This window comes from Nonomuraea guangzhouensis (assembly GCF_019396345.1).
Classification (GTDB): Bacteria; Actinomycetota; Actinomycetes; order Streptosporangiales; family Streptosporangiaceae; genus Nonomuraea; species Nonomuraea guangzhouensis.
The window spans coordinates 129,652-154,040 of sequence record NZ_JAHKRM010000030.1; the positions used below are offsets into that span (position 1 = coordinate 129,652).

Sequence of the window (24,389 nt, forward strand, 5' to 3'; positions counted from 1 at the left end):
GGACGGCCGGGCTGTTGACAATCGAGGGCGGCGGCGGGAACCCTGTCTGTGAAAGCGCTTTCCCAGCAGAGGAGCTCGCCTGTGGACACCGACCACCGCGCAGGACAGCCTGGCAGCGACCGAGACGACCTGCGGCACCAGGTCCTGGACCTGGTAGCGCCGCTGATCTCCCGGTTCAGTCCGGGCCGGGGGCGACTGCGGCTGGGGGTCAGCACGGCGCACTACGACAAGGAGTCCGCCGAGCTGGAAGCGTTTGCACGCCCGCTGTGGGGGCTGGCGCCGCTGGCGGCCGGCGGCGGGGCGTTCGATCACTGGGAGCTCTGGCGCGACGGCCTCGCCGCCGGGACCGACCCTGAGCACCCCGACTACTGGGGCGCGGCCTTCGACCGGAGCCAGCGGCTGGTCGAGACCGCCGCACTCGGCCTGACGCTGGCCCTGGCCCCCGAGCAGATCTGGGACCCGCTGACCGGCCGGCAACGCGACACGGTGGCCGCCTGGCTGCGGCACTCGGTCACCGTGGAGCCGAACGAGAACAACTGGCTGTTCTTCCCGGTCATGGTGGGGCTCGGGCTCGACCGCGTCGGGGTCTCCCACGACCACGACGCCAACAGGGCCAGGCTGGATCGGCTGGAGGAGTTCGACCTGGGACGCGGGTGGTACACCGACGGGCCCAAGTGGCAGCGCGACTACTACATCCCGTTCGCCATGCACTACTACGGTCTCATCTACGCGGCGCTCGGCGACGACCCTGCCCGGGCCGAGCGCTTCCGCGAGCGGGCCGCGGCGTTCGCCCAGGACTTCCAGCACTGGTTCACCAGCGAGGGGGTGGCCGTCCCGTTCGGCCGGAGCCTGACCTACCGCTTCGCGCAGTCGGCGTTCTGGGGCGCGCTGGCCTTCGCCGGCGTGGAGGCGCTGCCCTGGGAGGTGATCAAGGGGCACCTGCTGCGGAACCTGCGCTGGTGGGCCCGCCAGCCGATCCGCGATGCCTCCGGGCTGCTCACCATCGGTTATGGCTACCCCCAGCCGCACATGGCCGAGCAGTACAACGCGCCCGGCTCACCGTACTGGGCCATGAAGGCGTTCCTGCCGCTCGCCCTGCCCGCGGAGCACCCGTTCTGGACCGCCAAGGAGGCCGACGCGCCCCCGCTGCCCGAGGTCAGCACCCAGCCGGAGGCGGGCGTGGCGCTGCTGCGCTGCGAGGAGGGGCGGCACGTGGTGCTGCTGAGCGCGGGGCAGCACGCCCCGTGGGCACGGCACGGCGCGGCCAAGTACGCCAAGTTCGCCTACTCCACGCGGTTCGGCTTCAGCGTGCCCGCCGGGACGCTGAAGCTGGAGCAGGGTGCCTTCGACAGCACGCTGGCGCTCAGCGAGGACGGCGAGCACTGGCGGCCGTGCGAGCAGCCGCACGACGTCTCCGCCTCCGACGGTGTGCTGTACTCGCGCTGGACTCCCTGGGACGACGTGGAGATCGAGACCTGGCTGGTGGCGCGGCCCCCGTGGCACGTGCGGGTGCACCGGATCAGGAACGGGCGGGCGCTGCGCACGGCAGAGGGCGGCTTCGCGATCGACCGGGACCAGCCGCCCACCCGGGTGGACACCGGTCCTGGCCGGGTCAGGCTCGACTCGCCGAACGGCATGTGTGTGATCGAGGATCTGCACGGCCGGCGGGAGGGAGAGCTGGTCGTGGCCCTGCCCGGCACCAACGTGTTCGCCCCGCGTACCACGATCCCCACGTTGATGGGCGACCTGCCGCCCGGAGAGCACCTGCTGGTCTGCGCGGTCATCGGCCTGGAGGGCCGGGGCTCGGCGTCGGTGGGATCAGATGAGTGGCCGGAGCCTCCGGCGTGGGATTCCATCGAGTCCATGCTCAACCCGGCGCCCACACCATGAAACCGCGAGGCACCCCTGCGGGCCTCAGCCGAGGCTTTCGAGCGCGGCGGCGGCACGGCCGCGCTCGTCCTCGTCGCCTGTCTCGGCGGCGATCGCCAGCGCCAGCCGGTGCCGCTGCGCCGCCTCGCCGTCACGGCCCATGGTGCGCAACGTCTCACCGATCGCGTTGAGGACACTCGCCTCACCGTACCTGTGCCCGGTCAACTGGAAGATCTCGAGCGCCTGCTCCAGGTGCGAGAGGGACTCGTCGAATTTCGCCTGACGGCATAGGGCGGTGCCGAGATTGCTCAGCGCGGTCGCTTCCCCGTCACGGTGCTCGATCTCGCGGAACAGGCTCAGCGCCTCGCGCAGTTTCGCGACGGCGAGCGTGTCCTCGCCCAGCGAGCTGTAGATCTGGCCGAGGTTGGACAGGGCGATGGCCTGCCCGGCACGCTCGCCGAGCGCGGCGAAGATGTCATGCGCGGCCAGGAAGTGCTGCGCCGCCTCGGTCTCCTCGCCGATCGACTCCTCGAGGTTGCCCAGGTTGGTCAGCGCCGCCGCCTGGCCGAAGGGGTCGTCGATCTCGCGGTAGAGCGCGATGGCCTCGCTGTGCCGGGCGGCCGAGGAGGCGAACTCGCCGAGGCGTTCCTCGATGATGCCCAGATTGGACAGCGCGCGGGCCTGGCCGTGGCGGTTGCCGATGCGCCGGCACAGTTCCAGCGCCTCGCTCAGTTCCTCGACGGCCGGAGCGTACCGGCCGAGCAGCCGCAGGATGACGCCGGCGTTGGTCCGCAGATGCGCCTCGCCCTCCGTGTCCTCCATCTCCCGCGCGGCGTCGACGGCGCACTCGTAGATCGACAGGGCCTCGGTGCCGTGCCCCGCCTCCAGGTAGCGGTGTAGCGCGGCGGCAAGGGTGACCGCCCGCTCCGGCCGTCCCTGCCTGACCGCGAACTGGCAGATCGTGCCGAACGACGCCAGCTCGCTGTCCAACCACGACAGTGCCTCGCCCGGCGAGAGGGTGACGCCGCTGGGCTTGAGGGCGAGCCCGGCGTGCCGCCAGCTCCCGCTCCACCCGGGGTAGAGGGTGCCGCTCGCCTCGACGGCGGTCCCGCAGTAGTGCTCCAGCAGCCTGTCCATGGCCGCCTGCCGCTCGACCTCGCCGTCCATGGCAAGGCTCATCTCGGCGGCGTACGCACGCAGAAGGTCGTGAAACCCGTAGCGCCCCAAGGCATCGCATCGCAGCAGGTGCGCCGAGGTGAGCCGGTGCAGGAGCCGGGCCGCGCCGATCTCGTCGACGTCCGACAGCGCCGCCACGCAGGCCAGCGTCGAGTGCGGCGCCGGGTTCAGGCTCAGCAACCGGAACAGGCGCTGCGCCTCGGCGTCGAGCAGCCGGTACGAGCAGTCGAAGACGTGCCGGATCGCCGCCCCGCCACCCGGGTCGAGCAGATCCAGCGGTCCGGCCCGGTGCAGCCGCGTCACCACGCCGGACAGCGGCAGGTGCGCCTGCGCCCCGGCGTACTCGGCGGCCAGGCGCAGCGCCAGTGGCAGGCGGGCGCAGATGGTGGCGAGCGAGTCGACGCTGTCGGGATCGGTGCCCGCCCGCTCGCCCAGCAGCCGGCGCAGCAGGTGGACGGCGTCGGTGCGGGGCAGCAGATCCAGTTCGATGCGGTGCGCGCCGTGCAGGGCGACCAGGGTGGCCAGTCTGTCCCGGCTGGTGATCACCATGAGGGTGTCGTGCGTGCCGGGCAGCAGCGGCCGTACCTGCTCGGCCGAGGCCGCGTTGTCAAGCAGCACAAGCAGCCTGCGGCCGTCGGTCTCGGTGCGCCAGCGCGCGGCCCGTGACTGGGTGTCGGCAGGAATGTCCTGATCGGACACGCCGACGGCGGCCAGCAGGCGGCCCAGCGCCTCGTGCGGGGGCAGCGCGTGTTCGGCGGCGTCGCCGCGCAGGTCGAGGTAGATGCACCCGTCGGGGAACAGCTCGCGCTTGTGGTGACCCCAATGGACGGCGAGCGCCGTCTTGCCCACGCCCGCGGTGCCGCAGACGACCGCGATCCCCGGGGGGCGGCGGACGTTCGCGGCGTCAAGCAGGGCCAGCTCTTCGGCGCGTCCGGTGAAGTCCGGCACCGGCGCCGGGAGCTGCCGCGGAATCCTTGGCGCACCACGGCTTTCCTGCTCCTCGAGCAGCTGCCGGTGCGCCCGTTCGAGCTCCCCGCTCGGCTCCACGCCCAACTCCTCGGCCAGCACGAGCCGGGTGGCCTCGTACCGTTCGAAGGCGATCGTCCGCTGGCCCGTCGCCTGGTACGCGCGGATCAGCGTGGCCTGCACCGCCTCGTCGAGCGGAGTCGCCGCGCCCTGCACCGCCAGCGCGGCGATGACCTCCGCGGCGTTGCCCGCCCGCAGCATCAGGTCCCAGTAGGACAGCTGCGCGCGGCGGCGCTCAGCCTTGAGGCCCCACACCTTGGGGTGGCCCTCGAGCGCCGGCACGTCGCACAGGGGATCGTCGCCCTCCCACAGCCGCAGCGCCTCGCGGAGGAGCGCGGCCGCTCGCGCCGGGGCGCCGTCGCTTCCGGCCTGCTGCGCGGCTGCCACCATTCGCCGGAAGCGCAGCAGATCGAGGGCATCCTCCGGCAGACGGAGCAGGTAGCCGTCGCCGACGGTGGAGAGCACGCCACCCTGGTCGCGTGGGCCGCGCCTCGGGTCGAGCAGGTGGCGCAGGTGTTTGGTGTAGGTGTGCAGCATGTTGACCGCGCTTGACGGCGGCCGTTCGCCCCACAGCGACTCGATCAGCTCCCGGCGGGTGGTCAGCCGCCCGACGTTGAGCGCCAGGACCCCCAGCATCAGGCGGCGGGCGGGCGGCCCGGCATCGACCTCGCGATCATCGTGCCACACCCGCAGGCGGCCAAGCACCTGGATGACAAGCACCGCCACAGTGTAGTGGCGATGTGCAGTGAAGATCCAGAGCCTCTCCAGAGGCCGGCGATCTCCTTCGCCCAACGCTCTTCCACGAAAGGAGTACCCATGGCCAGATGGAAAGCGGGGATCGCGAGCGTCGCTTCAGGGCTGTCAGCCCTGCTCGTCCCCGCCACTCCGGTGACGGCGGAACCGGACAAGCCCGCACCGGAACCCGCCGTCGCACAGGAGTGCGGCGCCGACCTCAAGCACCACGCGGCGGAGCTCGCCGCCGACATCTGCGGCGGGAACCCCACGCTGACCCGGACGGCCGCATGCGTGATCGAGGACGGCATCCTGCTCATCTTCGCCGCGGTGCGGTCGCCCCGGTGTTGAGCATCTCCGCCGGAGTAACGTCGTGACTGGCCTCGGTGAGCGGTCCGGCCGTTATCCGGATAGGCAGCGAATCAGCCAGCTCGCGCAGGTCGGTGTGCAGGGCGGAACGCTTCCATTCCGTTCCATGCTCTGAAGAGAGCCGACGATGAGATTCCTCTACGACGACGAGTCCTTCTCCTTCGAGGCGCTGCGCTCCGCGGGCTACGCCGCCTACGGTGGCGCCGACCTCGGCGAGGTCCTGGTCACCTGCCGGCAGATCCCGGAAGGGGACGAGGAGGCCTGGTCGGCCCAATGGGCTGCGACGGCAGCGCGCATCGAGCGCATCGGCCGGGACGCGCTGGCCGCCGGTCACCGGGTCAGCGCCCGGGAGGCGCTGCTGCGCGCGTCCAACTACTACCGGACCGCCGACTTCTACCGCCGCGACAATCCCGCCGCCGACGCCGAGTCGGCGCGGCTGGCCAAGGCCTCCCAGCAGACGTTCGCCGACGCGGCCGCCCTGCTCGACACACCGGCCCGCGCCCTGCGCATCCCGTACGAGGACACCACGCTGCCTGGCTACCTGTTCCTCGCCGACGATTCGGGCACCCCGCGCCCGACCGTGCTCTTCCACGGCGGGTACGACTCCACGCTGGAGGAGGACTATCCGGCGCTGGCCGCGGGCGCGCTGCGGCGCGGCTACAACGTCATCGCGTTCGACGGCCCCGGCCAGGGCAGCACCGTTCGCGACCAGGGCCTGCACTTCCGGCCGGACTGGGAGGCCGTGGTCACCCCGGTCATCGACTTCGCGCTCACCCTGCCCGACGTGGACGCGGAGCGCCTCGTACTGATCGGCATGAGTCTCGGCGGTTACCTCGCCGCGAGAGCAGCCGCCTTCGAGCACCGCATCGCCGCGTGCGTGCTGTACGACGGCGTCTACGACTTCCACGCGGTCACCACCGCGACCGCCGACCGCGCCGCTTCGACGCCCGGCGGTCTGGAGGCGTTGATGGCGCAGAACACCAAGGTGCGGTGGATTGTGCGCAACGGCCGGTGGACCTTCGGCGTGTCCGACCTCAACGAGCTGGTCAAGGCGACCCAGGCGTACACGATGGCGGGCATCGCCGACCGCATCACCTGCGCGACGCTCGTGCTGGAAGCCGAGAACGACCAGTTCTTCAAGGGGCAGCCGCAGCGTCTGCTCGACGAGCTGACCTGCCAGAAAGAGCTGATCTTCTTCCGCGAAGACGAAGGCGCGGGCGAGCACTGCCATGAGGGTGCGCTCTCCCTGTTCCACCAGCGCACCTTCGACTGGCTCGACACCGTACTCGCTGGCTGACCCTCGTAGGGGGGCTATCGTCCCGCTGCCCGGCGGCCACCACCGCGGCTGGCAGCTTGCGGCCCTGCTCACCTCCAGCCAAACAAGCCCATCGACATAAGCGATCAAAATGATCGAAAATCATCGCTTTTCACGATGAAGTTGCCAGGCATAGCGTGCCGGACATGAACACCAGTCAATCCAACGGCGAGCAGCTCCTCGAGATCAACGGCGTCGAGCTGTGTGTCGAGACCTTCGGAGACCGCGCCACCCCGGCGATCACACTGGTGGCCGGGGCGTCTGCCTCAATGCTGTGGTGGGACGCCGAACTGTGCGAACGCATCGCCGCCCGTGGCCGGTTCGTGGTCCGGTACGACCATCGCGACACCGGCCGGTCGACCTGCTACCCGCCGGGACAGCCGGCGTACTCCTTCACCGACCTGACCCTGGACGTACTCGGTGTCCATGACGCCTTGGGCATCGAGCGCGCCCACGTGGTCTGTCAGTCGATGTTCGGCGGGAGCGGGCTCATCCTCGGTGTGGACCATCCCGATCGGGTCGCGTCGCTGACGTTCGTCTCGGCCTCGACCGGGGCCGACGACCTCCCGCCGCCCTCGAGCGGGCTGGCCATGCCAGCCGAGCCTGATTCCTCCGACGCGGCCGCGGTCGTCGAGTACGTGGTCGCCGGTGCGAGGGCGTTCGCCGGTGGCTCTCCGTACTTCGACGAGACCGCGATTCGAGCGTTGGCCGAACGTGACGTGGCGCGAGCCAAGAGCTATGCCTCGACTCTGGTCAACCACTACGCCATCGAGCTCGATGGGCCTGCGCGAGGCGGCTTCGGCGACATCGCGGCGCCGACGCTCGTGGTCCACGGCGACCACGACCCCTTCCTGCCGCTGCCGCACGGACAGGCGCTACGCGACGCGATCCCCGATGCCGAGCTACTGGTCCTGGAGGGGGCCGGACATGACCTGCCGGGGCCGGTGTGGAACGACTTCGTGTCGGGTCTGGTGCGGCACACGGAAGGGGGCCGCTCATGAACCGGCTACGGTCGGCGCTCTGGCTGCCGCTCTTCGACGACCTCGCCGACCCACGGGCGGTGGCGCGCCTGGCCGCCGGCGCTGAGGAAGCCGGGTGGGACGGTTTCTTCGTGTGGGATCACCTGTCCTGGCGGGCGCCGGTCCAGCAGGTCGCCGACCCATGGATTGCGCTGGCGGCGATCGCGACCGCGACCGAGCGGCTGCGGCTCGGCCCGATGGTGTCGACGCTTGCCCGCCGGCGACCGGTCAAGGTCGCACGCGAGACCGCGACACTCGATCGGCTCAGCGACGGCCGCCTCACCCTCGGCGTCGGCCTGGGCAGCGACCGGTTCGGTGGCGAGCTGTCCAAGACCGGCGAGCAGCTCGACGACCGGCAGCGCGGGCGGATGCTCGACGAGTCCTTGACGATCCTGGCCACCGCCTGGTCCGGTGAGCCGGTGCGCCATCGCGGCGAGCACTACACCGTCGACGACATCACGTTCCTGCCGCGACCGGTTCAGCGGCCCGGGGTGCCGGTGTGGGCCGCCGGGTTCCCCGGCAACGTCAAGCCGATCCGCCGGGCCGCCCGGCTCGACGGCTTCTTCCCGATCAATCTGGAGCACCCGGACCAGCTCGCTGAGGTCGTCGGCACCCTCACCGAACTGCGAGATGGCGAAATGGCCGCCTACGACATCGCCATCAGCCTGCCGCTCGGCGTCGATCCCGAGCCGTACGCGAAGGCCGGTGCGACCTGGTGGCTGCCGGAGCTCGACCCGGGTGTACGGCTCGACACCGTGCGCGGCGTACTCCGCGATGGCCCAGCGGTGTGAGAATCGTACGGAACATCAAGAAAAGCGATTACTTCCGATCAAATTAATCGCTATTAGCTATGCTATGGCGTTATGGCGGACGTCGAGCTGCGCTATCTGAGGACCATGGCCGCTATCGCCGAGGAAGGGACGTTCGGACGAGCCGCGGGTCGGCTCGGCTACACCCAATCGTCGGTGAGCCAGCAGATCGCCGCGCTGGAGAAGGCCGTCGGTGGTGCCGTCTTCGACCGGCCCGGAGGTCCCAGGCCGGTACGGATCACTCCCCTTGGCGAGGTGGTCTTGACCCACGGGCGCGAGCTGCTCACGAAGGCGGAGGCGCTGGCCGACGCCGTCGATCGTTTCAGGGCGGGTAACGGCCGGATCGACATCGGCACCTTCCAGGGCGCAACCAAGCTGATCCTGCCGGCCGTCGTGCGCCGGCTGCTGGAGGAGCACCCCGGCTGCGACATCAGGCTGTCCGAGGTGGGGCCGGAGGATCCGCAGATCGGAGATCTCGACCTGTTGTTCCACTACAGCCGGATCGAAGGCGACGTCGAGCACGTCGAACTGCTCGACGAGCCGTACCTCCTGGTGGCCCGCGCCGGCGCGTTCCCCGATGGTCCAGTACGGGTGGAACTGCTCGACGATGCTCCGATGGTCGCCTGGCCTCCCACAGATCACCAGAAATGGTTGGAGCGGACGCTCGCCGGCGATGGCGCGCGGCCGCGGATCGTGTTCCGCACCGCCGGCCACGAAACCATCGTGTCCATGGTGCGGGCTGGCATAGGCTCGGCGGTGCTGCCATGGCTCGGCCTCCACGGATCCGATGTCTGGTCCGACGACCGGCTCAGCATCCATCGACTGCGACCATCGCCCGCCTGCACGTGGTACCTGTACTGGCCGGCCGGACGCACCCGATCGCCACTCGCGACCCGCGCCATCGACATCGCCGTCGAAGCCGCCAACGGGCTGGCCGACCAGATGTGACAGCGAACGAGTCCCGACGTGCTTGCCCTGGTGCCGGACGGTCGGGGCGGTGCCGGAAAGACCGGCGGGAATATTGCGTTGCGTGGCGGCGCTGTGGGTCCCACTATGGTCCTCATGTTCAGGCACGATCACCTCGCGACGCCCGCCAACGCGGGCGCGTTCGAGCGTGCCTGCGACGGCCTGGAGCGCTGACCTCTTCCCGTAAGTCCTGTGGTGACCCGGCGGGGGGAGGTAGTCGGCCCGTGCGGGTCACAGCACATCCAGGACTTCAAGAGGAAGAAATCATGGCCAAGCAGGCCTATGTCCGTAACAAGCCGCATCTCAACATCGGCACGATGGGCCACGTCGACCACGGCAAGACCACGCTGACCGCCGCGATCACCAAGGTGCTCGCGCAGCGGGGGCAGGCGACGTACACGCCGTTCGAGCGGATCGACCGCACGCCCGAGGAGGCCGTGCGCGGCATCACGATCAACATCTCGCACGTCGAGTACGAGACCGACACCAGGCACTACGCCCACGTCGACATGCCGGGCCACGCCGACTACGTGAAGAACATGATCACGGGGGCGGCGCAGCTCGACGGCGCGATCCTCGTCGTGTCCGCCCAGGACGGCATCATGCCGCAGACCAGGGAGCACGTGCTGCTCGCCCGGCGCGTCGGCGTCGAGCACCTGGTCGTCGCGGTCAACAAGGCCGACGGCGCCGACCCGGAGCTGACCGACCTGGTCGAACTGGAGCTGCACGACCTGCTCGCCGAGCACGGCTATCGGGACGTCCCGATGGTCCGGGTGTCCGGGCTGCGGGCGCTGGAAGGCGACCCCGAGTGGACCGCGTCGATCGGCACGCTGCTCCAGGCGGTCGACGACCACATCCCGGTGCCGGTGCGGTACGTGGACGCGCCGTTCCTGATGCCGGTGGAGAACGTGCTCACGGTCACCGGCCGGGGCACGGTCGTCACGGGCGCCATCGAGCGCGGCACGGTCCGCGTGGGCGACACGGTGGGCGTCGTCGGGTTCGACGCCGCCGCGCCGGGGACCAGTGGTGGCTTCACCGCGGTGGTGACCGGGGTGGAGACGTTCGGCAAGACGATGGAGCGGGGCGAGGCGGGCGACAACGCCGCCGTACTGCTGCGCGGTGTCCGCCGCGACCAGGTGCGGCGGGGCATGGTGCTGGCCGCGCCCGGCAGCCAGCGGGCCCGCCGGTCGTTCACCGCCCGGATCTACCTCCTCACCCCCGAGGAGGGCGGGCGGCGCCGGCCGGTCGCGTCCGGCTACCGGCCGCAGTTCTACCTGCGTACGACCGACGTACCCGGCGAGCTGCTCCTGGACGAGGCCGCTCAGCCGGGCGACACGGTCGAGGTGCGGGTCGAGCTGGGCAAGGCGGTCGCCCTGGAGCCGGGGCTCGGCTTCGCGATCCGCGAGGGCGGGCTGACGGTCGGCGCGGGCACGGTACTCGACGTACCTGCTTGACGGCGGTCGCGAGCACCGTCCACGCGGTCGGGGTGGGCACGGTCACCGTGCCCACCCCGACGACTGTCGCGAGCACGATTCGTGCACCCGACGCGGACACCGACCACGGCCAGCACGCAGAACACGGCTGTTCCGCCCCAGAACGTTCCCTTTCCAGCGGATCCGCCTATCCAGCTATACCTAGCGGGGGTATGGTGCCTTCTGCCTGCTTACCGCTCACTTGCCATATACCCATAGGGGGTATACATTTCCGGACGAAGCAGTGAAATCACGCACCAGTTTTGGAGTACCTCATGAGTGAGCAGCACCACCAGCACATGTCACACCCGGAGGGACATGAGCCCGCCGCCCAACCCGGCAAGGTGTCGTGGTCGACGGCGGCGTCGGCGACCCTGCACTGCCTGACCGGCTGCGCCATCGGTGAGATCCTCGGCCTGGTGATCGCCACCGCGCTCGGCTGGAGCACGGCTCCGTCGATCGCCGTGGCCGTGGTGCTCGCCTTCTTCTTCGGCTACCTGCTGACGCTGCTGCCACTCCGCCGGGCAGGCGTGAACTGGAGCACCGCGATCAAGCTGGCACTGGCCGCCGACACCGTGTCGATCATCGTGATGGAGATCGTGGACAACGGCGTGATGCTCATCATCCCCGGCGCCATGAACGCCACCTTGACCTCCGGACTGTTCTGGGGCGCCCTGGCACTGTCCCTGCTGGTCGCCTTCCTGATCACCACCCCGGTCAACAAGTGGATCATCGGCCGGGGCAAGGGCCATGCGGTGGTCCACGCCTACCACCACTGAGCCACCGACCGTACGCGGCGCCGGCCCGCTCGCGTCCCGACCGCCGACTCGCCAGAACTACCCACCGGCCGAGCGACCACCTCCCAATGGATGATCAACGTCCGCCAGTCGCTCCACTCCCGGCTGGCCGACTGCCCCCACTTGGCCACCGCTGTGGACGGCGCCCTCCCGCCTCCCCCGCGCACAACAGGCCGACCTGCGCCGACCCGATCACCGCACTGATCATCGCTGCGGCGACTGCGCCTGGTTCGCGCGGTACATGAGAGCGATCGCCACGCCCCTGGAGGCCTTGAGCGCGCATGCCCGGACGCACCCAAGCGGGGCGGCATCCTCTTTCCACGGCCCGAACCACCGCCAAAGGAGCGCACACCGAACACTCTGGAAGCGACTTGCGTATCTCCACATGGAGCGGCACAACCTCTCCTCTATGGAGAGTAGTACCGACCGCTCCCCGCGAAAAATAGCTGCGAACAGGCCATCGGACCCGCCCACTTCTGTACTCTTACGCCCCAGGTTGGATAGTTACGAGGAGGCGTCGTAGTGGCCGTGCCGACAAGGCTTGGGCGGATGGCAGTGGTCGCGGCGCTGGCACTGGTGGCATTGGTCTCCACCCCAGGCAGCGTTCTCGCCGCGCCGACGCCCACCCCACAGGCCAGGGCCAAGGCGAAGGCCAAACTGGTGAAGCTCAACGAACGCGCCGACAAGGTGGTCGAGCAGTACAACCAGGCCACCGAGACGTACAAGAAGGCCAAGAAGAAGTACGACGACCTCAACGCCGAGGTCGGCCGCAAGGGCGTACAAGCCGATGCCCTGCGCAAAGACCTCGTGACCTTAGCGATCAGCAACTACCAGTTCGGCGATTTCGCCGGCTGGCAGAGGTTCGTCGTCCAGGGCACCCCCGAGACGACACTGAGCGGCATGGCCTCGCTCGACCAGATGGCCCAGATCAGGGTGGCGAAACTGCGCGCCTACGAGGCGACCACCAAGGACCTGCGTGATCGGCGCGATGACGCCAAGACCGTTCTGGCCGAGGCCGACGACGCGCGCGACAAGGTACGCGGGCAGAAGACGGAAGTCGAGAAGCTGGTCGCCGAACAGACCAAGATCCTTCGAAGGTTGGGCGCCTTCCAGGCGGGCGACCCCAACAGCACCGGCATCAAGTACACCGGTGCGGCCTCCGGCAATGCCCGCGTCGCGCTCCAGTTCGCCTTCGCCCAGGTCGGCAAGCCCTACCAATGGGGTGGCACAGGACCAGGCTCCTATGACTGCTCCGGCCTCACCCAGGCCGCCTGGCGGGCCGCGGGGGTCGAGTTGACTCGCACGACGTACACCCAGTGGAGCTGGGGCGCCAGCCGTCGCGTGTCTCTGGACGAGCTGCAGCCCGGAGACCTGCTCTTCAGCAAGGGGCTGGGACACATGGGCATGTACGCGGGCAACGGCAAAATGGTCCACGCGCCGCAGACCGGCGACGTCGTCAAGGTGGTCGACCTCGACGACTACTGGCGCGCCCGCCTCCTCGGCGCGGTCCGCCCCTGACCTCCCCGAACCACCGCACCTGTGCCGTCACGCCATCAAGGCGTCCACGCTGCCTGCCCGATGCACATGACCAGGCTGACGACCACGATGAGACCGGTCAGGGAGAAGACCACTGCGGCCCTGGACGGCCTGCGGATCGACAGGCTGTCGCCTGGTAGTTGAGCGATCCTGGCCTCGGCGGCGCCTTCGAAAGCCGCCGCTGTCGCCGGTGCGAGGCCGGCGCCGTCCATGCGGGTCAGTGCCCGTGCCACCGCCTTGGCGCCCAGCCGGTCGATCGCGGCCCGGCGTCACGGAGGTTCTCGATCCAGACTGTCGGCGATGACGGTGCGGTCGCCGGGCGGCCTGGCCGCTGTCGCTTCTTCGGTCAGGCCGTAGGAGGTCCATCCGTGGTCGGGAAAGCCCGCCCCCGTCGCCACGGCGGCCGAGGCATGGTTGTCCAGGGCGTGCATGTACGTGGGTATCGCCCCTTCGTCGAGAACTCGCCGCGCGGCCTGGGCGATGAGCCCGCGCGCCAAGCCTCTTCCCCGCGCCTCGGGGACGGTCACGACGGCCAGCTCGTGCCCGTACGCGTCATGGCGCTTGACCCCCACACCCGCCAGGTGGGCACCCGTCTCCACATCCCGGGTGACCAGCACGTCCCCGCCGAAGACGCGCAACCACTCCGGAACCTCGGGATCGGCAGCCGAAACCCACACTCCCGGCTCAGGAAGGGCCGCGGGGGCGGCCGTCCACCGGTACACGGCGGTGAACCAGCCACGCTCCGGATAACCCACCATCGCGGGAAGCCGCGGCCCCAGCTCCGTGAGCGACCCCACGCCGGCGTATCCCCGCGCGACCGGATCGGCATGCTCCGGCGGGACGGAGAGCACGCCGCGCTCCGGCGTCGCAACCCCGAGCACGGGATGGAACCTGCCATCCCAACCGGGCCGCGCCCGTCCCGGCTCGCCGACGATGTCGAGCTCTCGGCCCGGCGGCCACGAGCCGAGCCAACGGGCGAGGTGTTCGGCGAGCCGGCATTCTGGCATCATGATCCACATCATATACGGTGCAGGGGTATAGTACCCACACCATAAGCCTGAGGAGGGAACATATGCGACGCCTGACCGCACTCGACCCCGCTGATGCGCCCGGCAAGTCACGCGAGCTGCTGAACGACATCATCGACCGCAGGGGGAATGTCGGTGAGATGGTGTCCACCATGGCCCACTCGCCGGCGATGCTCCAGGGCTACCTCGACCTCTCAAGCGCCATGAAACGGAGCAAACTCCCGCGCAGCCTGAGCGAGAAGATCTCGCTCGCCCTGCAGGAATGGATCGGCTGCGGTCTCTGCATGGACGCGCACACGCAGGCAGCCCGGGCGGCGGGGCTGAGCGACACCGACATCGCCCTTGCCCGGCAGGGCACCTCCACCGACGCCCGCGAGGCCGCCCTCATCGCGGTCGCCGTCCGCGTCCTGGCCGAACCGTCCTCCCTCACCGACCAGGACATCGCCGACATACGCGGACACGGATGGAACGACCGGATCATCGCCGAGATCCCCGGCCTGGTCGCCCTGAACCTGCTGACCGGCTCCTTCAACCTCCTGGCCGGACTCGAACCCGCCGAGCAGACGGTATAGACGGACAGGCGCCGCCGGGCTCGTCACCCTGAATGAGCCCTTCCGGGCGCCGGGCATGCCGGCGTCCGGAAGGGCACCTCGTCAGGAGGTCAGGATGTCGCAGCCGGCGGCATCGATGGCGTCCCTGATCCGGGCGTCGTCGACCGGACCGTCGGTCAGAACGCTGATCTTCGACTCCCCGGCGTTCAGGTCGACGCCGACGATGCCGGGCACCAGGATGAGCTCGGAACGGATGCTCGCCAGGCAGTGTTCGCAGCTCGCCGCGGAAAGGCCGTTGACGCGGTAGGTGGTCAGACTATAGGCGACAGTGATCATCCATCCTCCAAGTATCGAAACGGTGGAATCGGCGCGCCTAGGTGGAGATCTTGCCGCACGGGGAGCCGGGTGGCGGGCCTTGGAGGGTTCGGGGTCACGCCATGGCGGGAACAAGACACGCCGGTTTGGTGAATCATTTGGCGATATGTCATGGTTTTCGCGATGACCGGGGCTGTGACGTGAGCGATGATCCCCCTGCCGAGGCCGACCGCCTCGCGCAGGCCCTGTACGAACGCGTCCACACCAGAGGCGAGAGCGTCGCCGACGCCTCGGCCGCTCTGGGCCTCACCCCACGGCAGCGGGCCGCCGCGCGCGACCGCCTGGTCCATCTAGGCCTGCTCACCCCCGGATCCGAGCTGAGCGTCGAGACCTCCACGGCGCTGGCGCTCAGTCTCGAACACGGCCATCGAGCCCTGGACAAGCTCGTGGAACAGCACGTTCTGACCGCCTCCCTGGCCCGGGACTACCTGGGGCTGGCGCAGCGGCCGCACGACGACACCCAGGTGGAGTTCTATCCGCGGCAGGAGCGTGCCACCCGGCTCAACCAGCGCCTCAACGAACTCGCCGAGATGGCCCGGCACGAGATCGTGGGCATGCACCCGGCCGCCACCTGGTCCGCGCGGGGGCTGGACGGCGGCACCGAACGCACCAAGATCTCGCTGAGCAGAGGCGTCCGCATCCGCAGCATTCACGCGCAGATCACGCTGTCCGACCCGCTGATGCGCGATCATCTGCGCGACCGCGTGACGGAGGGCGTCGAGGTCCGGGTCGCGCCGGTCGTACCGACGCGCATGCTGGTGTACGACCGGCGGGTCGCGGTCGTCCAGGCCGACCCCGAGGACGTCGGGGCGGGCGCCGTGCTGATCCGCGGCGCCAACGTGGTCAGGTCCCTGGCCGCGATCTACGACTACCTCTGGCTGACGGCGTCGGAGCCGCAGGACGTTCCTCGCTCCGCTGACGGCACGGCGCTGACCGAGCAGCAACGCGCGGTGCTCCTCCTGCTCGCGGCCGGCACCAAGGACGACGTGATCGCCCGCAGGCTGGGTGTCTCCACGCGCACCGTGACCCGGCTGGTCGGCGAGCTGACAACGATGCTGGGCGCGAGCAGCCGCTTCCAGGCCGGCGTACGCGCGGCCCGCCTGGGCTGGCTGGACTGACCTCCCTGGGTCCGTAAATCTGACCCCCTTACGCGACAACCTTGGCGACACACCCGGCATGAGCAGCGCGTACGACAAATTACCCCATGGGGGTACTTGACGCTCAGGACATATTGGCCCACCGTATACGTCATGGACAGATAAGCCCTATCTAGGGGATGTCCACGGTTCACGGGGGTTCAGAGCCGGGCTACTACCGCGTCACAAGGAGCCCACGGTGGCAAACAACATACGTATCCGATCAAGCCTCGTGTCCGCCGCTCTACTGATCGCCCTGTCCGCGTGCGGCCACGGATCCGCGGACGCCGCCGACCTCCTGCAGCGGGTCAAGGCGTCCGGGACCCTCCGGGTGGCCCAGACGCAGGCGAACCCGCCGTGGAACTTCCTGGACGGCGGCAAGCCCGCGGGCTACGACGTCGACGTCGCCAACGAGCTCGCCAAGCGGCTCGGCATCGCCAACGTCGAGTTCGTCGCCTCCAACTACCAGAGTTTCATCGCGGGCGTTCAGGCCGGCCGGTTCGACGCCGTCATCTCCGGCCAGACCATCACTCCGGAACGTGCCAAACAGGTGGACTTCTCCCGCCCGTACCAGGTCAACGGGATCTCGATCTTCGTGGCCGACGCCAATTCCGCCATCGCGGGGCTGACCGACCTCCAGGGCAAGAAGATCGCCGTGACGGCCGGGACCACGCAGGCGGCCTTCGCCAAGAAGAGCGTCGCCGGCGCCGACATCAAGACCTACGACAACGCCACGCTCGGGCTGACCGAGGTGGCGCGAGGGCGGGCCGACGCCGTGCTGGTGTCGCGGTTCCAAGGGGCGTTCCTGGCGGCGAAGAACAACCTGAAGGTCAAGCCCGCAGGGCCGCTGCTCGAATCGGAGGTCAACGGGATCTCCTTCGCGAAGGGCTCGGCGAGCTTCAAGCAGGCCGTCGACAAGGCGCTCAACGACATGATCGCCGACGGCACCCTGGCCGCCATCTCCCGCAAGTGGCTGGGCGGCCTCGACATGACGCAGGAACTGGCCAAGGTTTCGGCGAACTGAGCAGGGAAGACACTGATGGATCTACTGGTCGACTCCTTTCCCGATCTCCTCACCGGCATGGTGATCACGCTTCTCCTCGGTGTGATCTCCTTCATCCTCGGCAGCGTCCTCGGGGCCGCGATCATGCTGGCGAAGATCTCCGGCAACCGTGTCCTCTCGGCCGTGGCGACCGCGTACGTGTCGGTCTTCCGCGGCACGCCGTTGCTGATCCAAATAATGATCATCTACTTCGGGCTGCCGCAGATCGGCCTGGAGATTCCTCCCATCCCGTCGGCGATCATCGCGTTCACCCTGTTCACCGCCGCCTACCTCAGCGAGAACTTCCGCGCCGGCGTCCTGGGCGTCGACAAAGGACAGTGGGAGGCGGCGGCCTCGATGGCGATGCCGTACTGGAAGACGCTGCGCCGCGTCATCTTCCCCCAGGCCATCAGGATCGCCCTGCCACCCGTCGGAAGCCGGTTCATCGCGCTGATGAAGGACACGTCACTGGCGTCCGCGGTGACCGTGGTGGAGCTGACCAGGGTGGCTGAGGGCATCGGCACCTCGACGTTCCGCTACATGGACGCGTTGCTGATCGTCGGGCTCATGTACTGGCTGATCAACACCCTCCTGCAGGTCGGCCAGCAGGCCCTCGAGCGCCGGATGAGAAAGGCCTACGCCACATGACCACCCCAGAACCCATCGTCAGCGTGCGCGGGCTGCGTAAGCGCTTCGGCGACAACGAGGTACTCAAGGGCATCGACCTGGACGTACGGCCCGGAGAGGTAGTGGTGGTCATGGGCCCGTCAGGCTCCGGCAAGACCACCCTGATCCGCTGCCTCAACCTGCTCGAAGAGCCCGACACCGGCACGGTGAGCATGTGCGGCAACCAGGTGGACTGCGGCGGGCGCGGGCGTTCCAGGGCCGCGCAGGTGCGCGAGATCCGGCGGCGTTCGGCGATGGTCTTCCAGCAGTTCAACCTGTTCCCGCACCTCACGGCACTGCAGAACGTCATGGAGGGCCCGATCTCCGTACGGGGCCTGCGCCGGACCGAGGCGGACGGCCTCGGACGGCGACTGCTCGCGCTCGTGGGCCTCGACGAAAAGTGCGACTGCTATCCGGCCACCCTCTCCGGTGGGCAGAAGCAGCGCGTCGCCATCGCCCGGGCACTGGCGATGGAGCCTCAGGTCATCCTGTTCGACGAACCCACCTCCGCGCTCGACCCCGAACTGCACGCCGAGGTCCTGCAGGTCATCCGAGACCTGGCCGGAAACGGGATGACCATGGTGATCGTGACGCACGAAACCGCCTTCGCCCGTGACGTGGCCGACCGGGTGGTGTTCATGGACGGCGGGAACGTCATCGAAGAGGCTCCCCCGCAGCGCTTCTTCACCGCGCCCGCGCACCCCCGCGTACAGGCCTTCCTGCGCCTCGTCGGCCCTTCACACAACGGCCACCCCTCACCCCAGAACGTGGAGCGAACGTGATCGACCTCGCACGGGCCCGGGAGCTGACCCCGGGCACCGCGAACACCGTCCACCTCAACAACGCCGGAGCCTCGCTACCCTCCACGCCCGTGCTGGAGGCGACCGTCGGGCATCTCCGGCTGGAAGGCGAGATCGGCGGATATGAGGCGGCCGCACGCGCCGCCGAACGCGTCGAGGCGGCGTACGGCTCCGCCGCCAGGCTGCTGAACTGCTCCCCCGACGAGATCGCCATCGTCGACAGCGCGACCCGCGCCTGGGACCTGGCCTTCTACGCCATCCCCTTCCGCCCCGGCGACCGGATCCTGACCAGCAAGGCCGAGTACGCCAGCAACTTCATCGCCTACCTGCAGGTAGCCCGCCGCCACGGCGTGAGCGTCGAGGTCGTGCCCAACGACGGGCTCGGCCAGCTCTCCGTGGACGCGCTGCGAGCGATGATGGACGAGCGCGTACGCCTCATCTCGGTCACCCACATCCCCACCAACGGCGGCCTGGTCAACCCGGCCGCGGAGATCGGCAAGATCGCGGCCGAGGCGGGCGTACTGTATCTGCTCGACGCGTGCCAGTCGGTGGGCCAGATCCCCGTCGACGTCGAGCAGATCCGCTGCGACATACTCTCCACGACCGGCCGCAAATACCTGCGCGCGCCCCGCGGGACCGGGCTGCTGTACGTCCGGCGGTCCGTGCTCGACCAGCTCGATCCGCCCTTCCTCGACCTGCGTTCCGCCAGGTGGACGGCGCCCGACCGCTTCGAGATCCAGCCGGGCGCCCGCAGGTTCGAGAACTGGGAGTACGGCGTCGCAGGGCGGGTCGGCTTGGCGACCGCGATCGAGGAGACCCTGGCCTGGGGGCCGGAGGACATCCGGGACCGGGTCTACCTGCTCGGCGACACCCTCCGGGAACGACTGGCGGCCATCCCCGGCTGCACCGTGCGCGACGTCGGCGCCGAACGCTGCGGCATCGTCACCTTCACCCTCGACGGCGTCGCCGCCGAGACGATCAAGGAGTACTTGGCGGAGCGCCGGATCAACGTCAGCGTGTCGCGGGCCCCGTCAACGCTCCTGGACATGACCGATCGCGACATCTCCGAACTCGTGCGTGCATCGGTCCACTACTACAACTCCGAGGAGGAGCTGGCCCGCTTCTGCGAGGAACTGACCCGACTCCGTACATGACGAATCTCCCCGGGCTCGGTGCCCGGGGAGATCGCGTTCAGTGGTGGTGGTGTGCCACCGGTTCGTGGTGGTGGGTGTCCGCGGGCTGGCGGCGATCGAGGGCCGCCCAGGTGATCAGGGCGGTGAGCAGGCCCGCGGTGGTCAGCAGGCCGCCGACCCAGTTGACCGAGGCCAGTCCGAGACCGCCGTCGATGGCCGCGCCGCCGAGGTAGATGCCGATGGCGCTGCCCAGGGTGAAGGCGGAGATGTTGGCCGCCGAGGCCACGTCGGGCGCGTGCCCGGCCGCGGTCATCACCCGCAGTTGCAGCGGCGCCACCACGGCGAAGGCGGCGGTGCCGAAGATCGGCATCATCGCCACGACCGTCGCCCGCGCCTCGATCGCGTGCGTCATCACGAACAGCGCGATCGCCAAGGCGGCGAGCGTGCCGATCACGGTGGGCATGAGCGTCCTGTCGGCCAGCCGCCCGCCAAGCGTGTTGCCCGCGAACAGGCCCACCCCGAACAGCAGCAGCAACGGCGTCACCCAGCCGGCCCCGAACCCGGTCACCTCGGTGAGCTGCGGGGCGATGTAGACGTAACTGGTGAAGACGCCGCCGTAACCGAGCATCGTGGTCAGCAGCGCGCCCCATACCGCCGGGCGGCGCAGCGCGGCCAGTTGCTCGCGCATCGACGGCCCCTGGCCACCGCCTCCCAGATGAGCCAGCGCGTGCGCATCCAGCCCCTCGAACTCGCTCCCGACATCGTGCTGCTCATGACCGGCTGCGGGCGCGTGGTGCTCGGGCGCGTGGTGCTCGGGCGCGTGTTCGTGCTGGTGGGCGGCGGTCTGCTGGGGCAAGGCGGCCAGCAGGCCGAGCAGCGCCAGCCCGCCGAAGACCACCAGCGTCCAGAACGTGAACCGCCAGCCCAGTGCCTGCCCGACCGCCGCCCCGATGGGCGCGCCGAGGATCGTGGAGGCGGTCAGCCCGGAGAACACCACCGCCACCGCCCGCCCCTTGCGGGCCGGATCCACGAGCTCGGCCGCGAAGACCGCCGCGATGCCCAGGAACGCCCCATGGGCCATCGCGGAGACGACCCGGCCGGACATGATGAACGCGTACGTGGGCCCAAGGGCCGAGATCAGGTTCCCGAGCAGGAACACGCCGGTAGTCAGCAGCAGCATCGACCGCCGGCCGAACCGGGTGCCCAGCGCGGTGAACACAGGAGCGCCGACGGCCACGCCGAGCGCGTACACGCTCTCCAGATGACCGACCGCGCCGATCGAGACGTTGAGTGCCTGTGCTATCTCTCGTACGACTCCGGCGACGATGAACTCGTCGGCCCCCATGGCAAAGGCGCCGAGCACCATCGCCCAGATCGCGAGCGGCAACTTCCTCATCGCAAGCTCCTCTGAGGTTGGAAGACCGGCCTCCCGGAAGATCCGGCAGACCCTCACACCCGCCCGGAACCATATACCCCCTATGGGTATTCCGACCTCCATGTGAATTTCTCAGAGGCGCTTCATCTGCTATGCCATTTAGTAGCGAATAGCCCGCAGTTGCTAACCTTGTGCAGAAGCTACGGAGGGCTCCCATGCAGACCAGCAGCCGACGATTCACCCGGACCGACGTCCTACGTCTGATCCCCCTGTTCGGCGTCGTCGCCGCTCTGCACGTGGCAGGCTTCGGACTGTTCGCCTATTACAACGCCCAGCCCGCCTACCACAACCTGACCGACGGCCGCGGCCAGCTCGTCTTCGCCTCCGCCGCCGGGATCGTCTACCTGCTCGGCATGCGCCACGCTTTCGACGCCGACCACATCGCCGCCATCGACGACACCACCCGGCTCCTGCTGCAGAAGGGCCGGCCCTCGCAGGGCGTGGGGCTGTTCTTCTCGCTCGGCCACTCCACCGTCGTGCTGGCGCTGTCGGTGGCGGTCGCGTTCGCCACCCAGGCGGCCGTGCGATTCCAGAGCTCGTTCGCCGACGTCGGCGGCATCATCGGCACCACCGTCTCAGGCGCCTTCCTCTACCTGGTGGCCGGGCTGAACCTGGTCATCTTCGCCGGCATCTGGAAGATGTGGCGACAGGTACGCCACGGCGCCTACGAACCGGAGCGGCTCGAACGCCTGCTGGCCGAACGCGGCCTGCTGAACCGTCTGTTCAAAGGCCGCTACACCCGGCTGATCAACGCCGGCTGGCACATCTACCCGGTCGGCCTGCTGTTCGGGCTCGGCTTCGACACCGCCACCCAGGTCGGTCTGATCGGCGTCTCCGCCGGAGCAGCCGCGGGCGGCCAACTCCCTCCGCTCGCCATCATCTCGTTGCCGTTGATCTTCGCGGCGGGCATGTCGCTGTGGGACACCCTTGACGGCGCGTTCATGTCCCACGCCTACAACTGGGCCTTCAGCAACCCGCTCCGCAAGATCTACTACAATCTCTCCACCACCGGCCTGTCCATCTTCGTGGCCTTCGCCGTCGGCACCGTCGAACTGCTCGGCATCCTCACCGACCAACTCGGCCTGGCCGACCGCCAGCCCTGGGCCGCTCTCGCCGCCATCGATCTCAACACCATCGGCTACGTGATCGTCGGCGTCTTCCTGCTCACCTGGCTGGGCAGCGTCGCGTACTGGAAGCTCGCCAAGCTCGAACAGCGGTACGCCCAGCCGGCGACCGCCGAAGCCGACTCCCGATGAACTGTGAGCATGGGGAACATCGCGCATACGGAGACCGGGACGGGAGAGGACGTCGCGCTCATCGGCGGGACAGGCGTGACCGCCGGAGCCTGGGACCTGCCGTTCAAGCCCGCGCTCGTCCAGGCGGGATACCGGGTCATCGCCGTCGACAGCCGGGGAACGGGCGGCTCCTACACCCCGCCTCCCCCGTACTCGATCGCCGACATGGCGCGCGACACGATCGACGTCATTGAGAGCGCGGCCACCGGACCGTGCCGCGTCGTCGGGCTGTCACTGGGCGGATTCGTGGCCGAGGAGATCTCCCACCAGCGCCCTGACCTGGTCCGCTCGGTCGCACTCATCGCCGGCGCGGGGCGCACGACCGCGTACCTGCGGGCCAAGATGCTGGCCGAGCGGGAGCTGTTCGCTGGGCCAGGCAGCCGCGGCTCGGGACTGGCTGCTCGACGGCACCCACCATGAGCGCTGGCAACGGATGACCGTACCCGCCTTGATCGTCGCGTTCGAGCACGATGTCCAGTTCCCCCCGTCTCGCGCCCGCGAAGCGGCCGGAATCTGGCCGGACGCCACGTACGTCGAGATCCCCGTCGTCGCGCACGGCAATGGGGCGTTCGACGCGGCGGGCGGGATCGGCAAGGCCCTCCTTGACTTCTACGCCAGGTGACCAGCGACTCGGGAGGGCCGCTCAGGTCTGCGGCGGGCGGTCCTGCGGCCGTTCGAGGCTGTGGGCTGCCAGTCCCACGGTCGCCCGCGCGAGCCTCACGTAACCGGCGAGGATGTCGGCGGGCAGTCCCTGTTCGAGATCCCGCAGGCAGAACAGCACGTCGGCCACCGCGTCGAGGCCCGCCGCCTCGCGGCGGACCCGCCATCCGTTGACGACCAGCAACCGCATGACCTGGTCGCGTGCGGAGTGCCACCTCTCGTCGCGCGCTGACGTACGGCGCGGCCGTTCGGTCGCCGCCGCCAGCACGTCCGAGGGGGCCTGCGGCGAGTCGAGCAGGGCGCGGACGGAAGGTAGCGTGAGCCCGCCGACCTCCGCGAGTGCGCGGATGAGGCGCAACCGGTGTAAATGGCTCGTTTCGTATTCGACCTGGTTGGCGGACACATGTCGACCAGGTGGCAGCAGACCTTCGCGGCGATAGAACTTGATGGTCGCGATGGGCATTCCGCTTCACGTGCTGAGCTCCCGCCCCGCCGAGGAGGTCATGCGTTCTGACGGAGTATGCGCTGGAAGTCGTCGTACGACATCCCGTTCGCACGGGCCACTCCGGGAATGGCGCTGAACGTGCGGACCACGCCGCCGTCCACGAGATAGCGGCCCTCATTAGGACCACGATCTAAGCCTGTCTCACCAGTCTCTCTGAGCATGATCCTTCTTGTCGGTCATGTCCATGATGTACGCGGCAAGGGGGCGTTGCCGGACGGGACGCCGTTTTTCCTGGGGTCGGATATGCGTCCGGTGGAACCGCTGTGCTCGTTCATGTTCGAGCTGGCCAAGACGCTCCAGGACTACACCTATGACCTGCTGGACATCGTCGCCTTCCTGGACAGCTTGGAACTGCCCACAGATCTTCTGTCGGCGACGGAGGAGGATCTGCTTGCCTATCGGGACGAGCGGACGAAGTACCAAGACGAGCCGGTCACGCCGGCGACCTGGCGGCGACGCAGGGCTCTGATCAACAACTTCTACGACTGGGCTATTGAGGCTCAGTGGCTCGAACGTCGTCCTTACACCAAGACCAGGAACGGCAGGGACGTCCTGTCCTGGGGTGCGGTCATGGAATTGGCGTACCGGCAGTGGCGGTTTTGAAGCAGGTGGGCTTACGCGGCCTGCTCCCGGACGGCTCGGCGGACCCGACCTTTCGGGGTTCGTCGCCGCTGCGG

General features: G+C 69.2%; 25 protein-coding genes. 19 read left to right on the forward strand and 6 right to left on the reverse strand.

The genetic code is table 11. The annotated features are described in order from the left end of the window. Positions 1-81: 81 nt before the first annotated feature. A complete protein-coding gene (locus KME78_RS46945) occupies positions 82-1,890 on the forward strand; it encodes a DUF2264 domain-containing protein (protein ID WP_308127403.1) in 1,809 nt (602 codons plus the stop codon). A gap of 24 nt (positions 1,891-1,914) precedes the next feature. Here the strand turns inward: KME78_RS46945 and KME78_RS46950 are convergent, their stop codons facing one another. Continuing rightward, the gene (locus KME78_RS46950; RefSeq protein WP_219536454.1) at positions 1,915-4,791 is read right to left on the reverse strand and encodes an AfsR/SARP family transcriptional regulator; all 2,877 of its coding nucleotides are present in this window, start codon (positions 4,789-4,791) and stop codon (positions 1,915-1,917) included. A 96-nt stretch (positions 4,792-4,887) separates the two neighbouring features. Between KME78_RS46950 and KME78_RS46955 the strand changes: the two genes are divergently transcribed. The 8 genes from KME78_RS46955 to KME78_RS46990 all read left to right on the forward strand — a co-directional run bounded on the left by KME78_RS46955 (position 4,888) and on the right by KME78_RS46990 (position 13,068). Then, entirely contained in the window at positions 4,888-5,154 is a 267-nt protein-coding gene (locus KME78_RS46955; RefSeq protein ID WP_219536455.1) for a hypothetical protein, read from the forward strand. A 145-nt stretch (positions 5,155-5,299) separates the two neighbouring features. Further along, on the forward strand, positions 5,300-6,469 hold the full coding sequence (locus KME78_RS46960; protein ID WP_219536456.1) for an alpha/beta hydrolase family protein: 1,170 nt from the start codon (positions 5,300-5,302) through the stop codon (positions 6,467-6,469). Positions 6,470-6,633: 164 nt separating this feature from the next. Further along, the gene (locus KME78_RS46965) at positions 6,634-7,488 is read left to right on the forward strand and encodes an alpha/beta fold hydrolase (protein WP_219536457.1); all 855 of its coding nucleotides are present in this window, start codon (positions 6,634-6,636) and stop codon (positions 7,486-7,488) included. Next, positions 7,485-8,297 carry an LLM class flavin-dependent oxidoreductase gene (locus tag KME78_RS46970; RefSeq protein WP_219536458.1) on the forward strand — a complete coding sequence of 271 codons (813 nt, stop codon included), beginning with the start codon at positions 7,485-7,487 and terminating at the stop codon, positions 8,295-8,297. The genes KME78_RS46965 and KME78_RS46970 overlap by 4 nt, the downstream gene beginning before the upstream one ends. Before the next feature lie 72 nt (positions 8,298-8,369). Continuing rightward, positions 8,370-9,263 (forward strand): LysR family transcriptional regulator, encoded by an 894-nt coding sequence (locus KME78_RS46975; protein ID WP_219536459.1) that lies wholly within the window; start codon positions 8,370-8,372, stop codon positions 9,261-9,263. Between the two features lie 284 nt (positions 9,264-9,547). Then, complete coding sequence (gene tuf, locus KME78_RS46980; protein ID WP_219536460.1) at positions 9,548-10,735, forward strand: elongation factor Tu; 1,188 nt, start codon at positions 9,548-9,550, stop codon at positions 10,733-10,735. 293 nt (positions 10,736-11,028) lie between these two features. Then, positions 11,029-11,532 (forward strand): DUF4396 domain-containing protein, encoded by a 504-nt coding sequence (locus KME78_RS46985; protein ID WP_246653436.1) that lies wholly within the window; start codon positions 11,029-11,031, stop codon positions 11,530-11,532. 567 nt (positions 11,533-12,099) lie between these two features. Then, positions 12,100-13,068, forward strand: a complete 969-nt coding sequence (locus KME78_RS46990) for a C40 family peptidase (RefSeq protein ID WP_219536461.1) — start codon at positions 12,100-12,102, stop codon at positions 13,066-13,068. Positions 13,069-13,103: 35 nt separating this feature from the next. Here the strand turns inward: KME78_RS46990 and KME78_RS46995 are convergent, their stop codons facing one another. Beyond that, positions 13,104-13,319 (reverse strand): hypothetical protein, encoded by a 216-nt coding sequence (locus KME78_RS46995; protein ID WP_219536462.1) that lies wholly within the window; start codon positions 13,317-13,319, stop codon positions 13,104-13,106. A 36-nt stretch (positions 13,320-13,355) separates the two neighbouring features. Next, positions 13,356-14,096, reverse strand: coding sequence for a GNAT family N-acetyltransferase (locus tag KME78_RS47000; RefSeq protein ID WP_246653437.1), 741 nt, complete (start codon positions 14,094-14,096; stop codon positions 13,356-13,358). A 62-nt stretch (positions 14,097-14,158) separates the two neighbouring features. On the opposite strand from KME78_RS47000, the gene KME78_RS47005 reads away from it, so the two are divergent. Next, positions 14,159-14,686, forward strand: coding sequence for a carboxymuconolactone decarboxylase family protein (locus KME78_RS47005; protein ID WP_219536463.1), 528 nt, complete (start codon positions 14,159-14,161; stop codon positions 14,684-14,686). A gap of 81 nt (positions 14,687-14,767) precedes the next feature. Here the strand turns inward: KME78_RS47005 and KME78_RS47010 are convergent, their stop codons facing one another. Then, the gene (locus KME78_RS47010) at positions 14,768-15,001 is read right to left on the reverse strand and encodes a heavy-metal-associated domain-containing protein (protein WP_219536464.1); all 234 of its coding nucleotides are present in this window, start codon (positions 14,999-15,001) and stop codon (positions 14,768-14,770) included. A 179-nt stretch (positions 15,002-15,180) separates the two neighbouring features. Between KME78_RS47010 and KME78_RS67605 the strand changes: the two genes are divergently transcribed. From KME78_RS67605 to KME78_RS47035, 5 genes are all read left to right on the forward strand, one after another. After that, positions 15,181-16,158: a helix-turn-helix transcriptional regulator gene (locus KME78_RS67605; RefSeq protein WP_219536465.1), complete on the forward strand. Its 978-nt coding sequence runs from the start codon at positions 15,181-15,183 to the stop codon at positions 16,156-16,158. A 217-nt stretch (positions 16,159-16,375) separates the two neighbouring features. Beyond that, positions 16,376-17,200, forward strand: coding sequence for a transporter substrate-binding domain-containing protein (locus KME78_RS47020; RefSeq protein ID WP_219536466.1), 825 nt, complete (start codon positions 16,376-16,378; stop codon positions 17,198-17,200). Positions 17,201-17,215: 15 nt separating this feature from the next. Next, positions 17,216-17,866 carry an amino acid ABC transporter permease gene (locus tag KME78_RS47025; protein WP_219536467.1) on the forward strand — a complete coding sequence of 217 codons (651 nt, stop codon included), beginning with the start codon at positions 17,216-17,218 and terminating at the stop codon, positions 17,864-17,866. Beyond that, positions 17,863-18,666 carry an amino acid ABC transporter ATP-binding protein gene (locus KME78_RS47030; RefSeq protein WP_246653438.1) on the forward strand — a complete coding sequence of 268 codons (804 nt, stop codon included), beginning with the start codon at positions 17,863-17,865 and terminating at the stop codon, positions 18,664-18,666. Before KME78_RS47025 ends, KME78_RS47030 begins: the two co-directional genes overlap by 4 nt. After that, positions 18,663-19,838, forward strand: coding sequence for an aminotransferase class V-fold PLP-dependent enzyme (locus KME78_RS47035; protein ID WP_308127404.1), 1,176 nt, complete (start codon positions 18,663-18,665; stop codon positions 19,836-19,838). Before KME78_RS47030 ends, KME78_RS47035 begins: the two co-directional genes overlap by 4 nt. A 37-nt stretch (positions 19,839-19,875) precedes the next feature. Here the strand turns inward: KME78_RS47035 and KME78_RS47040 are convergent, their stop codons facing one another. Beyond that, positions 19,876-21,213 (reverse strand): MFS transporter, encoded by a 1,338-nt coding sequence (locus KME78_RS47040; protein ID WP_219536468.1) that lies wholly within the window; start codon positions 21,211-21,213, stop codon positions 19,876-19,878. 194 nt (positions 21,214-21,407) lie between these two features. On the opposite strand from KME78_RS47040, the gene KME78_RS47045 reads away from it, so the two are divergent. From KME78_RS47045 to KME78_RS47055, 3 genes are read left to right on the forward strand one after another with little or no spacing between them, the layout of a single operon-like run. Then, the gene (locus KME78_RS47045) at positions 21,408-22,508 is read left to right on the forward strand and encodes a HoxN/HupN/NixA family nickel/cobalt transporter (protein WP_219536469.1); all 1,101 of its coding nucleotides are present in this window, start codon (positions 21,408-21,410) and stop codon (positions 22,506-22,508) included. Positions 22,509-22,517: 9 nt separating this feature from the next. Then, positions 22,518-22,967 (forward strand): alpha/beta fold hydrolase, encoded by a 450-nt coding sequence (locus KME78_RS47050; RefSeq protein WP_219536470.1) that lies wholly within the window; start codon positions 22,518-22,520, stop codon positions 22,965-22,967. A 13-nt stretch (positions 22,968-22,980) separates the two neighbouring features. After that, positions 22,981-23,169 carry an alpha/beta fold hydrolase gene (locus KME78_RS47055; protein ID WP_219536471.1) on the forward strand — a complete coding sequence of 63 codons (189 nt, stop codon included), beginning with the start codon at positions 22,981-22,983 and terminating at the stop codon, positions 23,167-23,169. Positions 23,170-23,190: 21 nt separating this feature from the next. On the opposite strand, the gene KME78_RS47060 is transcribed toward KME78_RS47055, so the two are convergent. Next, a complete protein-coding gene (locus tag KME78_RS47060; protein WP_219536472.1) occupies positions 23,191-23,670 on the reverse strand; it encodes a MerR family transcriptional regulator in 480 nt (159 codons plus the stop codon). A 201-nt stretch (positions 23,671-23,871) separates the two neighbouring features. Here KME78_RS47060 and KME78_RS47065 point away from each other — a divergent pair, with 201 nt between their 5' ends. Next, complete coding sequence (locus KME78_RS47065) at positions 23,872-24,315, forward strand: site-specific integrase (protein ID WP_219536473.1); 444 nt, start codon at positions 23,872-23,874, stop codon at positions 24,313-24,315. Positions 24,316-24,389 lie beyond the last annotated feature (74 nt).

What these genes read in the sequence shown, in the direction of transcription:
- KME78_RS46985 (WP_246653436.1), top strand. Translation starts at nt 11,029, where the DNA reads ATGAGTGAGCAGCACCACCAGCACATGTCACACCCGGAGGGACATGAG.
- KME78_RS46970 (WP_219536458.1), top strand. Translation starts at nt 7,485, where the DNA reads ATGAACCGGCTACGGTCGGCGCTCTGGCTGCCGCTCTTCGACGACCTC.
- tuf (WP_219536460.1), top strand. Translation starts at nt 9,548, where the DNA reads ATGGCCAAGCAGGCCTATGTCCGTAACAAGCCGCATCTCAACATCGGC.
- KME78_RS47065 (WP_219536473.1), top strand. Translation starts at nt 23,872, where the DNA reads ATGATCCTTCTTGTCGGTCATGTCCATGATGTACGCGGCAAGGGGGCG.
- KME78_RS46965 (WP_219536457.1), top strand. Translation starts at nt 6,634, where the DNA reads ATGAACACCAGTCAATCCAACGGCGAGCAGCTCCTCGAGATCAACGGC.
- KME78_RS47060 (WP_219536472.1), bottom strand. Translation starts at nt 23,670, where the DNA reads ATGCCCATCGCGACCATCAAGTTCTATCGCCGCGAAGGTCTGCTGCCA.
- KME78_RS46960 (WP_219536456.1), top strand. Translation starts at nt 5,300, where the DNA reads ATGAGATTCCTCTACGACGACGAGTCCTTCTCCTTCGAGGCGCTGCGC.
- KME78_RS47010 (WP_219536464.1), bottom strand. Translation starts at nt 15,001, where the DNA reads ATGATCACTGTCGCCTATAGTCTGACCACCTACCGCGTCAACGGCCTT.
- KME78_RS47040 (WP_219536468.1), bottom strand. Translation starts at nt 21,213, where the DNA reads ATGAGGAAGTTGCCGCTCGCGATCTGGGCGATGGTGCTCGGCGCCTTT.
- KME78_RS47000 (WP_246653437.1), bottom strand. Translation starts at nt 14,096, where the DNA reads ATGATGCCAGAATGCCGGCTCGCCGAACACCTCGCCCGTTGGCTCGGC.
- KME78_RS47055 (WP_219536471.1), top strand. Translation starts at nt 22,981, where the DNA reads ATGACCGTACCCGCCTTGATCGTCGCGTTCGAGCACGATGTCCAGTTC.
- KME78_RS47025 (WP_219536467.1), top strand. Translation starts at nt 17,216, where the DNA reads ATGGATCTACTGGTCGACTCCTTTCCCGATCTCCTCACCGGCATGGTG.
- KME78_RS47030 (WP_246653438.1), top strand. Translation starts at nt 17,863, where the DNA reads ATGACCACCCCAGAACCCATCGTCAGCGTGCGCGGGCTGCGTAAGCGC.
- KME78_RS46990 (WP_219536461.1), top strand. Translation starts at nt 12,100, where the DNA reads ATGGCAGTGGTCGCGGCGCTGGCACTGGTGGCATTGGTCTCCACCCCA.
- KME78_RS47045 (WP_219536469.1), top strand. Translation starts at nt 21,408, where the DNA reads ATGCAGACCAGCAGCCGACGATTCACCCGGACCGACGTCCTACGTCTG.
- KME78_RS46955 (WP_219536455.1), top strand. Translation starts at nt 4,888, where the DNA reads ATGGCCAGATGGAAAGCGGGGATCGCGAGCGTCGCTTCAGGGCTGTCA.
- KME78_RS47050 (WP_219536470.1), top strand. Translation starts at nt 22,518, where the DNA reads ATGGGGAACATCGCGCATACGGAGACCGGGACGGGAGAGGACGTCGCG.
- KME78_RS46975 (WP_219536459.1), top strand. Translation starts at nt 8,370, where the DNA reads ATGGCGGACGTCGAGCTGCGCTATCTGAGGACCATGGCCGCTATCGCC.
- KME78_RS47005 (WP_219536463.1), top strand. Translation starts at nt 14,159, where the DNA reads ATGCGACGCCTGACCGCACTCGACCCCGCTGATGCGCCCGGCAAGTCA.